This window comes from Mesorhizobium captivum, from assembly GCF_033977165.1.
GTDB classification, from domain to species: domain Bacteria; phylum Pseudomonadota; class Alphaproteobacteria; order Rhizobiales; family Rhizobiaceae; genus Mesorhizobium; species Mesorhizobium captivum.
Map to the genome: position 1 here is coordinate 109,610 of NZ_JAVIJB010000020.1, position 11,336 is coordinate 120,945.

General features: G+C 59.8%; 11 protein-coding genes and 2 pseudogenes. 6 read left to right on the forward strand and 7 right to left on the reverse strand.

Translation table 11 applies throughout. The annotated features are described in order from the left end of the window. Positions 1-431: 431 nt before the first annotated feature. Positions 432-848: a DUF2267 domain-containing protein gene (locus RFM40_RS18385; RefSeq protein WP_320277948.1), complete on the forward strand. Its 417-nt coding sequence runs from the start codon at positions 432-434 to the stop codon at positions 846-848. A 49-nt stretch (positions 849-897) separates the two neighbouring features. On the opposite strand, the pseudogene RFM40_RS18390 reads toward RFM40_RS18385, so the two are convergent. Then, a pseudogene (locus RFM40_RS18390) lies at positions 898-1,515 on the reverse strand (IS630 family transposase); the annotation flags it as partial. A gap of 147 nt (positions 1,516-1,662) precedes the next feature. Here RFM40_RS18390 and RFM40_RS18395 point away from each other — a divergent pair. Further along, positions 1,663-3,117, forward strand: a complete 1,455-nt coding sequence (locus RFM40_RS18395; RefSeq protein ID WP_320277965.1) for an aldehyde dehydrogenase — start codon at positions 1,663-1,665, stop codon at positions 3,115-3,117. A 167-nt stretch (positions 3,118-3,284) separates the two neighbouring features. On the opposite strand, the gene RFM40_RS18400 is transcribed toward RFM40_RS18395, so the two are convergent. Further along, positions 3,285-3,707 (reverse strand): transposase, encoded by a 423-nt coding sequence (locus tag RFM40_RS18400; protein ID WP_320277949.1) that lies wholly within the window; start codon positions 3,705-3,707, stop codon positions 3,285-3,287. Between the two features lie 356 nt (positions 3,708-4,063). Here RFM40_RS18400 and tnpA point away from each other — a divergent pair, with 356 nt between their 5' ends. The 3 genes from tnpA to tnpC all read left to right on the forward strand — a co-directional run bounded on the left by tnpA (position 4,064) and on the right by tnpC (position 6,456). Continuing rightward, a complete protein-coding gene (tnpA, locus tag RFM40_RS18405) occupies positions 4,064-4,501 on the forward strand; it encodes an IS66-like element accessory protein TnpA (RefSeq protein WP_320277950.1) in 438 nt (145 codons plus the stop codon). Next, on the forward strand, positions 4,498-4,854 hold the full coding sequence (tnpB, locus tag RFM40_RS18410; protein ID WP_127242249.1) for an IS66 family insertion sequence element accessory protein TnpB: 357 nt from the start codon (positions 4,498-4,500) through the stop codon (positions 4,852-4,854). The genes tnpA and tnpB overlap by 4 nt, the downstream gene beginning before the upstream one ends. A 69-nt stretch (positions 4,855-4,923) precedes the next feature. Further along, positions 4,924-6,456, forward strand: a complete 1,533-nt coding sequence (gene tnpC, locus RFM40_RS18415; protein ID WP_320277951.1) for an IS66 family transposase — start codon at positions 4,924-4,926, stop codon at positions 6,454-6,456. 9 nt (positions 6,457-6,465) lie between these two features. Here the strand turns inward: tnpC and RFM40_RS18420 are convergent, their stop codons facing one another. The 4 genes and pseudogenes from RFM40_RS18420 to RFM40_RS18435 form a co-directional block, all read right to left on the reverse strand. Further along, entirely contained in the window at positions 6,466-6,618 is a 153-nt protein-coding gene (locus tag RFM40_RS18420) for a hypothetical protein (protein WP_320277952.1), read from the reverse strand. 163 nt (positions 6,619-6,781) lie between these two features. Then, entirely contained in the window at positions 6,782-7,021 is a 240-nt protein-coding gene (locus tag RFM40_RS18425; RefSeq protein ID WP_320277953.1) for a hypothetical protein, read from the reverse strand. A 403-nt stretch (positions 7,022-7,424) separates the two neighbouring features. After that, positions 7,425-7,689: pseudogene (locus RFM40_RS18430) on the reverse strand (IS21 family transposase); the annotation flags it as partial. A 13-nt stretch (positions 7,690-7,702) separates the two neighbouring features. Then, positions 7,703-8,950 (reverse strand): ATP-grasp domain-containing protein, encoded by a 1,248-nt coding sequence (locus tag RFM40_RS18435; protein WP_430691699.1) that lies wholly within the window; start codon positions 8,948-8,950, stop codon positions 7,703-7,705. Positions 8,951-9,354: 404 nt separating this feature from the next. Between RFM40_RS18435 and RFM40_RS18440 the strand changes: the two genes are divergently transcribed. Next, positions 9,355-10,317 (forward strand): LysR family transcriptional regulator, encoded by a 963-nt coding sequence (locus RFM40_RS18440; protein WP_320277954.1) that lies wholly within the window; start codon positions 9,355-9,357, stop codon positions 10,315-10,317. A gap of 121 nt (positions 10,318-10,438) precedes the next feature. On the opposite strand, the gene RFM40_RS18445 is transcribed toward RFM40_RS18440, so the two are convergent. Beyond that, positions 10,439-10,921, reverse strand: coding sequence for an Lrp/AsnC family transcriptional regulator (locus RFM40_RS18445; protein WP_095489421.1), 483 nt, complete (start codon positions 10,919-10,921; stop codon positions 10,439-10,441). Positions 10,922-11,336: the final 415 nt, after the last annotated feature.

Below are 11,336 nucleotides of genomic sequence, written 5' to 3' on the forward strand. Positions count from 1 at the left end.
GGCTTGATGAAGCGTGAACAAACTGCGGCCACGACGTAGCACACGCTGACGTGAACCCCTAAAAGAACTCTGTGAGTAGGGCCGTCGCGTATGACCGGCCTCCTATAGGCTCTTGGAATGAGGCACGCTAGGACTGCCAATTGTTTAGATTGCGCCAAACGAGATCCTAGCGCTGCGCTGAGGCGAGGATTTCTGAGGGCGGAAACTGAGCGATTAATCTGGATGAACTCCAGCTTTCCTCTGGGACTACTTCGCTACCGGAAGGCCGCTTTTCCAAGGGGGCCATATGTCATGCATCGCTCGCTCGCTGCGGATGAAGCCGATTTTTATAGTCCTCTTCTTCGCAGCGCTAGTCGCTGACCAGGTCAACCTCACGGCCGATGAGGCTCATTCCGAGATCCTGACAACCTTCAAGGACATGAGAAAAGCTAATGTACGCGAGGCATGATTTCAACAACGCATTAGAAGCAACTCAGAATTGGATCAGCGATCTGATGTGGCGACTTCGCTGGCACGATCGCGAACGGGTCTACCAAGCCCTGATTGCGACGCTGCACGCTCTGCGCGACTGCCTGGATCGCGAGCACGCCGTTTATATGGGCGCTCGCTTGCCAGCCTTGCTTCGCGGCTTTTACTACGAGGGTTGGCATCCCGGCGGCCGCGCCAAAGCCAGAAACCGGAATTCATTTCTCGATCGGATCCGCCTCGGGGTCCAGGGAGACCCGGCGGTCGATCCGGAAGTGGTTGCCCGCTTAGTGCTGGCTCAATTTGTCGACCGTTTACCCAGAGCAGAGGTCGAGCGTGCCAAGGCTGCCACTCCAAGAAAGCTGCACAACCTTTGGCCTTGAAGCAGAGGTCTACCTAGGAGCGCTAGCTGTCGACGTGGCACTAGGTTCCTTAACGCTGGCCTTGGTTTTGGCACCGGATTGAGTTTGGCTCCGGAGGTATAGGCGGTGGCCGCAAGGTTGGAACGCGTCGCGGGCATCCCCTGATCCTAGTGGATTGAATCAACATTTGGCGCCCACGTTTGAAGACGGCGATGATTTTGTTGGGGTCGGCGGTCCAGGTGAAGGGTTTGGGCTGTCGATTGTGCTCGGCGAGGAAGCGGTCGATAGCCGACTGCAGCGACGACAGAATGAAGGCCCCCCAGTTTGGCGAAGAAGCCCTCGGCGGCGTTGACGCAGGAGCAAGACGTGGGGGTGAAGTGGAAGGTGAAGCGCTGATGGCGGTTGAGCCAGGCACGCACCTTAGGGTGCTCATGGGCGGCGTAGTTGTCGAGGATGACGTGAACCGCCTTGTCGGCTGGCACTTCGGCATCGACCGGTGTTGAGAAAGCGAATGAACTCCTGATGGCCGGTGGCGCTGCATGTTCCTGCCGATGACGGTGCCGTCGAGCACCTCGGGGCGGCGAACAGCGTGATCGTGCCATTGCGCTTGTAGTCGTGGGTCATGGTGCCGAGCCTGCCTGTCTTCATGGGGCAGGCCGGGCTGGGTGCGGTCGAGGGCCAGGCGCTGGCGATCAATCGAAGAAACGGTGAGCGAGATTCCTGCGCGCATCCGGCAGACGCCGCCGAAGGGAATCCCAAATGGGACTCTTCTGTTAGGTGGAAACCAAAGGATCATGCGACGAAAGGCAAAGCAATGACCACGACAACCAGCTTGATGACAGGCGAGCACGCGTATATCTATGTCGACGGCGAGCTCCGGCCGGCCCATTCGTCGGCTCGGATTCCGGTCGTGAACCCGGCGGATGAGCTGGAATTTGCGACAATCCCCAATGGCGACAAGCACGACGTTTCTGCGGCAGTGGATGCCGCACGTGCGGCGTTCCGGAACTCCGGGTGGCCGCAGCTGCCGCCGTCGCAGCGAGCCCATTATTTACGTCGGCTCGCGCGTGCAATCGAGGATCGCGCCGAGCATCTGGGCGCGGTTGTCACGGCGCAGATCGGGATGCCCCTGGTAAGCTCCGTGCAATCGAGTGGGAGTGGCACATCGAGATTTTATCGCTACTATGCCAAGCTAGCTGATCAACTAGAAGTTGAATACGAGCGCATAGGACATGAGTTGCGAACTGTCATTCGGAGAGAGCCGATAGGTGTTGCCGGATTGATCGTACCGTGGAACGGTCCTCAGGGCGCAATCGCATGGAAGCTCGCACCAGCATTGGCCGGAGGTTGCACGACGGTCGTTAAGCCCTCACCGGAAGCATCACTGGACTCATACCTACTCGCCGAAGCCCTAGACGAGGCAGGCATTCCCCCCGGCGTCGTGAATATCGTATTCGGCGGGCGCGAAACAGGAGCATTGGTTGCATCTCATCCGGGTGTCGACAAAGTGTCATTTACGGGTTCAACGCACGCTGGTCGCCAGGTTGCACTGGCCTGCGCCAAGCGCTTTGCGCGCGTTACGCTCGAGCTTGGCGGCAAGTCGGCTGCCTTGCTGCTCGAGGATGTCAATCTTGACACGTTTCTCCCCTTAGTTGCGCCGGCGTGCATCCCGTTCAGTGGTCAGATCTGTCACGCCCTGACCCGCGTCCTTGCTCCACGCGCAAGGTACGACGAAGTCGTCGCAGGAATTGCGAACAAGGTGGCAGAGCTAGTCGTGGGCCACCCGCTCAATCCAGCGACGCAGGTCGGGCCACTGGTGGCGAAGCGGCAACGTGTTCGCGTAGAGGAGTACATTGCATCTGGATGCGTACAGGGCGCGAAGGTCGTTATCGGCGGTCGGCGTCCGCAGGGTCTCGACGTTGGTTATTACCTCGAGCCAACGGTCTTCCGTGACGTCGATCCATCTATGCGGATCGCGCAGGAGGAGATCTTCGGGCCGGTAGTGTCTGTGATCCCGTACCACAACGAGGAAGAGGCGATCGCGATTTGCAACGGCACTACATATGGCCTGGGTAGTGCGGTGTTCACGTCCGACCCCGAGCGGGGCATGGCGATTGCGCGCCGAGTGGAGGCTGGTGTTGTCGGCATCAACCGTTACGCACTTCACATCGACGCGCCATTCGGCGGTGTCAAGGGAAGCGGAGTTGGTCGGGAACTCGGACCTGAGGGTTTGGCAGCATTCCTCGAGATTAAGTCGATCTTTCCGGCTCAAGGGTCGAGTGCAGTGTAATGCGGCATGCCCAATTGCGCGGGATTGGTGAGGTATTGACGTGCAGGCATTGGCATTGGACGCGAGGACCAGAACCTGACCTCAAAAATTCCAGGTTCGCGTGTTTGCTTATTGGCTTCGCCTGTCCGTGCGCCGCTTCGGCCCGCGTGGCCGGCAATGCCCAACCATCAGCTCGTCGGCACGCTCGGCCGCGGCTTTCTCGCTGTTTCGTAACTCCTTGACGTTGGAGGCGTAAGCCGAACCGCGGCGACCGACACCGCGCTCGCCCGGCGCGCCAACCTTGAGAGCGAGCTGCCTCCGCTATGCCGCCACAATTCGCCGGGCGAGCCCAGAAGTAGTCCTGCTCCTTTGTCAGCAGATGCCAGAAACACCGCGAGCTTGCGGGCGAGCGCCACGGCTGCGACCTGATGGCCACACTTGTTGCGGATGCGCAGGAAGAAGGCCCTGAACCGTCCGGGCGCCGCCGCCCAGGCGGCCTCGACCAGCATGGCGCGGGCATGGGAACGCCCATGTTTGCTGATCCGGCCATATTGTGCCAAGGGATTTGCCCCGGACTGACGCACACGCGGATTGAGGCCGAAGTAGCTCACCAGCTTCTACGGTTCGCGGACCGCCGGATGCGCGGCGACGGGGGCGATAATACGGCTCGCGTGACCTTGACGCCGATGATTGTCTGAAGGCGCTGCGCATTTCGCAAAAGACGGACAGGGGTTCCGATAATTCCCAGCCAGTACACCACCATCACTGTCCGGGATTTACCGAAACACGCAGCCGCCGGACTTGCCCATCATCAACCGCTTCCAGGGCGATCTCCCGATCGAGGTCGACAATATCCTCGGCCAATCGGTCTCGCGGATGTGGCGTAAGCGGTGTTTCCGGGCCACCTTTCGGGGGTGATCACAATCTGTGAGGTTGCCGATCCTGTATTGGGATCGGAGATAGGCCTGTGTCTGGACTTGACCTTACGCTTGACCCGGAGCGGCAGCCCCGGCGTTTCGAGGTGATCAACGGTGCTGGCGGCCGGCGTCACTGGTCGATGGATGATAAGGCGCGGATCGTCGCGGAGACGCTGGAACCGAACGCAATTATTTCCGAAGTCGCCCGGCGTTATGGTCTCAGGCCGCAGCAGGTGTTCGCCTGGCGGCGCGAAGCGCGCAAACAGGCTTCGGTGCAGCAGGAATCCCCGGCCTTCGTGCCGGCGGTGGTGACGGCGCCGCCTCCGGAACCCGCGCCGAAGCGTCCAGCACAGCCGCGGAAGCGGAAGACGGCCCGAGATGCTGGCGTCATCGAGCTTGAGATCGACGGCATCGCCATGCGGGTTGGCCGCGGCGCCGACGCCAAGACGGTTGCGGCGGTGATCCGTGCGCTGAAGGCAACGTCGTGATCGGGCCGACAGGCGCCGTCAAGGTCATGGTGGCGACGAAGCCGGTGGACTTCCGCAAGGGGGCGGAGGGGCTGGCTGCGTTGGTGCGCGAGACGATGGGTGCCGATCCGTTCAGCGGTGCAGTCTATGTCTTCCGCGCGAAACGGACGGATCGGATCAAGCTGATCTTCTGGGACGGCACCGGCGTCTGCCTCTATGCGAAGCGTCTGGAGGATGGCGAGTTCCGCTGGCCGAAAGTGCAGGATGGCGTGATGCGGCTGACGGCCGCTCAGTTGTCGGCGCTGCTTGAGGGGCTTGATTGGCGGCGCGTCCATGAAGCCCGCCGGACGCGCGCTCCGGCGCAGGCGGGTTGATCCGCGACCAAGTGAATCAGCCTGGATTCCGCTGTCGCCCGGAACTGGCGAATATGGTCTGATCCGATCATGGCGATGACGGCGGACCAGCTTCCCGACGATCCGGATGTGCTGAAGGCGATGGTCCTGGCGCGCGATGTCGAGAATGCTCGCCTGACCCAGATCATCAAGGAATTGCAGCGTCACCGCTTCGGCCGCCGGGCCGAGAGCCTGCCCGAAGATCAACTGCTCCTCGGCCTCGAGGAGGCCGAACAGATCGAAGCGGCAGGCGAGGAAGAGGCCGAACGTGCCGATCCTGCCGCGCGCAGGGAGCGTACCGCAAAGCGGCGGGCGAACCGAGGTGCGCTGCCGCCGCATCTGCCGCGCATCGAGATGGTCGTCGACATCGAGGACCATGCCTGCCCATGCTGTCGCAACGGACTTCATCGGATCGGCGAAGACGTCAGCGAACGGCTCGACATCGTGCCGGCGCAACTGCGCGTGATCGTCGTGCGGCGGCCCAAATATGCCTGTCGTGCCTGCGAGGACGTGGTCGTGCAGGCTCCGGCGCCCGCCCGATTGATCGAAGGCGGCCTGCCAACCGAGGCGACGGTCGCCCAGGTTCTGGTCTCCAAATATGCCGATCACTTGCCGCTCTATCGTCAGGCGCAGATCTACGCCCGGCAGGGTATCAACCTCGACCGTTCCACGCTCGCCGACTGGGTCGGCCGCGCCGCCTGGCATCTGCGTCCGGTCCACGAGCGGCTGCTGGAGAAGCTGAAAGCCTCGCCCAAGCTCTTTGCCGACGAGACCACGGCGCCGGTGCTGGATCCCGGCCGCGGCAAGACCAAGACCGGGCAGCTCTGGGCCTACGCGCGGGATGACCGACCATGGGACGGGAGCGACCCGCCGGGCGTCGCCTATATCTATGCGCCGGACCGAAAGGCGGAGCGACCTATCGCTCATCTGGCGGGCTTTGCCGGAATCCTGCAGGTCGACGGATACGGTGGCTATCGGGTGCTCGCCGACAAGAGCGGCGCAACGCTCGCCTTCTGCTGGGCACACGTGCGCCGGCGCTTCTACGAACTCGCCGCGGCTGGCCCAGCGCCGATCGCGAGCGAGGCGCTCCGGCGCATCGCAGAACTCTATCGCGTCGAGGACGACATCCGCGGCCAGCCGGCAGACGCACGTCGTGCCGCGCGCCAGGAAAGGAGCCGGCCGATCCTGGCCGAGCTCGAGCCGTGGCTGCGCGAGAAGCTCGGCCTGATCAGCCAGAAGACCAAGCTCGCCGAGGCGATCCGCTATACGCTGTCACGCTGGGAGGGGCTCACCCGCTTCCTCGACGACGGACGCATCGAGGTCGACTCCAATACCGTCGAGCGGTCGATCCGCCCGATCGCGCTCAACCGGAAGAACGCCCTCTTCGCGGGCTCTGACAGCGGCGCCGAGCACTGGGCCGTCGTCGCTTCGCTGATCGAGACGTGCAAGCTGAACGACGTCGAGCCGCTCGGCTACCTAGCCGACGTGCTCGCCAGGATCGTCAACGGCCACCCGAACAGCCAGATCGACGATCTCCTGCCCTGGGCCTACATCGCCGCTCCCGAGCTTAAGGCCGTGGCCTAAGAACACCGCTTACGATGTGGCGGGTGATCGCGCGCGCTCGTCGTCGGGAAGGACCTGCCGCTCGAGCCAGGCCCGGCCGCGCTTGTTGAACAGATCGGCATGCGGGCACTTCGGCACCAGATGCGCCTGCAGGATGCCGTGCACCTCGTTCGTCACCCGCATGCGATGCCGCACCATCTGGTTGGGCCGGGTTAGGAGACGACGCAGTCGCTCGGTGCGCTCGTCCGGGACCCGCACCTCCGGCAGGAACCCGCTGGCATGAAGCTACGCGGCAGCCAGAACGCCAGCATCGATCTTGTCGGTCTTGATCCTTGGGCGATCGCCTTCACTTGCATTGGGTAGGGACAATCAGGCGACCGACGACGGGCGACAGCACACGCACCACCGCCTTGGCGTTGCCTGTTGCTTCGACGACAACCTCATCCGTCCATCGTAAACTGCGACCGAACCCTTCCAGTCCTGAGCGGGTCATGTCGACCCGTCCGTGATGGCGCAGCTGTCCGTCTTCCCAAACCACCATCTCCGCAAAGGTACGGTGGATGTCCATTCCAATCACGCGTCTCATCGGCTCCTCCTCAAGTCGGGAGCCGGCGGGCGACGCGACACCTACGGATCCGTGCTCTCGGCGCAACCGGGCAGGTCGCAGGAGCGGCCAGCTACTAACACGAGTTCGCAGCGCATCGAATTGATCGGCCTGCCCGCACTTGGCGTGCTCCCGGTGCCCCGTCCCGGATGGTCACGCCATACGCCGCAAATCGATCATCTCCAGCGGGGAACGGACGGCACCGTGATGGTCATACAGGTTACAAACGTCACGAGGCGTCGAACCCAACGCGGTCACTTTCCCAATGCCCGCAACTAAGCTGCTATACAGCCGCCGAGGGATGGAAACGCGCCTCGCGCGAGTAATTCATGGTCAGGACACCATTCGCCGTCGTCTTCGGCGAAGGTCCGTCAGCTATGAAGCCGCCGATTTCGCCTTCGCCGATCACCGCCGTATCCATAGGACCGTCGAGCACGTCACGAGGAGCGCCGCCCAACGCCTCGAAAGCAGCGGCATGACAACGTATAAGCAGCAGCAGATCCTCATCGAAGCGCACCAAATTAAGCGGCTGAAGCCGAGCACAGAGAGAATAGCCAGCTGATCCTCGGTGTCGTTGGTTCGTCAGTGAAGACGACATGGTGGGCAAAGTCGACCTGCGCCTCCTCGTCGGGCGGGGTCTCGAAGAATCTCGTATCCGCGTTCCTATGCCTTTTCCCGTTCGTCAACAGTGGGCAATGGTGTTATCGACCAACCAATTGAGGCGATGGCACGCTGCACTATCGCTTCCGTATGAGCATGGGTGGGTGAAGCAGCGACGACATGCCCGATGCAGTCTCGGTAATCGCCTTTCCTCACGATCGACGCCTTAGACTTAACATACAATCTGATCTCGGCCACACCCGTTAAAGCAGCTGCACGGCCGGCGCCATCGATCCAATCGAGGGTGCCATCGCTATCGGCAACAAGAAATCGCCCAACCGCAATCTGTGATTCCCTTTTGCACAAGTTCGGTTCACAGCCGATGACAAGCTTGATGTGCTCGGTAATAAGATCGACACCGTAAGCAAGCTTAATCAGTAGAGGAGTGGGGGCCCCACTAAGACGCGGATTGACTTCAATGACGACTGGGCCACGTTTGGTAAACCGGAGTTCAATACTTTTTGGCCCCCAGTCAAGACCGAGAGCTGGCAAACAGCCCAGGGAAACATCGGCGATACGCTTATGCTCCTCATCAGTTAGCGGGGCCGGAAAAGTGCACTCTCGATAGACGAAGTGCGGCGGAGGATGGTAGTCAGCGGCGACAATCCCAACGAGCTCATGTCCCATTACTGCAGCGACATACGCAGGGCCTTCCGCGAATTCTTCGACCAGCACTCTTGGCGGAGATCGCCATATGTGCTTTCCTTCCAACAGATAGGCCGTATGTTCGGCCAACTCATCGATGCTGCGGCACAATCTGACACCCATGCTGCCACTGCCAACGGCTGGCTTAACAATCACCGGCAGGCCGATCTCGGCAGCCGAGCTTTCTACGTCCGTCGCATTCGCTGCCAAGCGATAAGCAGGTATTGCAACGCCAGCCTCCGCGAGGAGCTGACGTTGAACGAATTTGTCGTAGCATTGTTCAATCGACGCCGGGTTGGGACCCGGCAGATCAAAACACCGGCAGAGCTTACCAACTGTCGCAGAGATCGACTCATCGTCGCCCGCAAAGCCGGTAATGCCGGCAATGCCAAATGTGTCATGCAGCCGGGCACATTCATGGATCAGCGCGTCGAGATTGTCTATATCGACACGGATTGTCTGAAGGTTTTCCGCTGCAAGATATTCGTACTGAGTCGGATCAGCCGACAGTGTAATCGGATGTAAACCAAGACGCTGAGCCGCTTGGACATAGAGCTGACCATTACCTCTATGACCTTCGATTAGGATGAGCGCTTTCCTTGCCATTGGCTGTGTCCTACGATGTGTCCCTGCGACCTGCAGGAGCAAAAAATCGGCATCAGCCCGTTCGGCTGTGCCTGGCCTCAGAAGTGAAAGTACCATCGCCAACGATTTGCGGTTGCAAAGATTGTGTATATTTATGCGAAGGATCTGCAACGGCTGGGCTAGCGGGTGGTGTGCCGTGATTTCTGCAAAACGATGAGGGACCCCACGAATGTGACACACCGCCCTGGAATTGCCCTTTCATTTCTCGATTGAAGACCAGTCATGCGAGCGTGGAGCCAGCTTGGGTAGGCCTCTTGCAGGGCGGTACCGTAGTAGCTTAGTTTCGACGTTGAGGCTTGGGCAAGGTTCAGAGCTGACACGTCTGATCGGGGTGCCAAGTCGTCTCAAGTGAGCGGGTCGAGCACGTGGATAATCAGATCGAGCTTCGCGCCCTCAGGCATTTCGTCCGGGTGTCCGAACTTGGCAGCATCAGCCGAGCTGCGGTTGAGTTACGCATAGCGCAACCCGCTTTATCTAGGCAAATGCGCCGCCTGGAGGAAACGCTCGGGGTGCAATTGTTCATTCGGGATGGCCGCGGAGTGGCGTTGACGGAAAGTGGTGCCAAGCTTCGCGATGAAGTTGCGAATGTCTTGCTGCGGCTGGAAAATGCTTGCCTTCAAGCTCGGATCGATGAAGGGAGTCCCGCCGGCGCCATTCGCGTGGGAGTTCTGCCCAACCTGGGCCCAACCTTCATGGCGGAGCTTATTTTAGGCTGCCGTCAACAATTCCCGCGTGTAAACCTGAAATTGCTTGAGGGCTTCACCTATCAAACCGCGAATTGGATCCAGAGCAAGCAGATCGATCTAGGATTCGCTTACGATGTTGATAGTTATCACCATCTAAACCCAGAATTCCGTTTCCAAGAAGAAGTTTATTTAGTTGGATCGAAGAAAAAATGGGCATTCGGTGAGAGGGTAGTTCTGTCTGAATTGGAAGGTCTTCCACTGATTATTCCGGCTCCGCCGAGTTATACACGACGACGACTTGAGGCGGCCGCGCACGAGCAAAAGGTGGAATTGACATTCAAGTACGAGATCGACTCTATACCTCTCATTAAGCGAATGATTGCGCTGGATGAAGGCTACGGCATTTTCAGTCGTGCGTGCTTGTGGGAAGATCTCGAAGGCCCGAATCTGTCTGTCGCTGCGATTGAGCGGTCTTCGCTAAGCTTTGAATTGGCGCTAACAACCGCATATGGAACAATACTGCCGCCAGCCGCACGGCACATCATATCATTCCTTGAGCAGATGGTTCGACGTTACGTCGAGCTCGGACGCTGGTCGGGCGAGTTTATCACTCGCGGCACAAGTTCATCGACCACCAGTTGAAGCAGCTGGAGTACCGCCGGGCCGCTGGCTAGATGCCCATTTGTCATCGCCTGTGATGCAGCGACTCGCGAATTGCTTCCCGGTCTTCGGAGGGCGCAGCTGTGCTAATGGTCCTTCCATTCTATTCGTCAATTGGCAGAGCCAATGATGCCTTAATTCGATCCATTACGACCATCGTTTTAAAACCCTTGATATCGGGGTGCTCATGAAAAAAGCGACGAGTAAATGCCTCGTACTCGACCATATCACGAACCGAAATTGCGAGAACAAAATCGGCCTCACCTGTCACGTAATATCCATTCATGATCTCGGGTGTGCGCCGGATAGCTTGTTTGAAACGATCGATGATATCAGCACGGTCACGCTCTAACGTTATAGAGGCTAGCATGAGCATGGGCCTCCCGATCGCTTCTGGCGAGATTACAGCAACATCTGCCTGGATCACACGCGCATCTCGAAGTCGCTTCAATCGCCGCTGACATGCAGTTGCCGAAAGGCCTGCAAGTTCGCCCAATTCTTCTGTGGTAAGGCGATTGTTACGCTGTACGGCAATGAGGAGTTTCCGATCGATTCGGTCCAAATCTGGCGGCGGTGTGTGCAACATTGGGAGCTCCTCGCAGGAAAACTGCACGTTCTTGCAAATATTAGCTCAACTTCTGCGGTGTCTCGCGCATACCGATTCCATATATCTGTTATGCGCTGGTGAGCTGGCGATCTTCGGGGCGGCTGACTGGACGTGGCTCGGCCGTGCGAGTCAGTCCTCCTAGGCTGCTTTGTAAGCCGCAGCTGACAGTTGCTGCCGCAGGTGCGGCATTCGATGCGGAGTCGCGACGCTGGACGTACCGCAACCACCCCTATGCGTATTTCGCAAAAGCCGGACAGGGATTCCGCTAAGTCGCGGACAGGCGTGGAGTGCACCCTCAGACTGAGACAAGGAAAATCGCGGACATCGTCCCACGTTAAGCTATGCCGCCTTTTCCATCTGTCGTCCACCTGAATGCTTCTGTTCGTATTCCTCC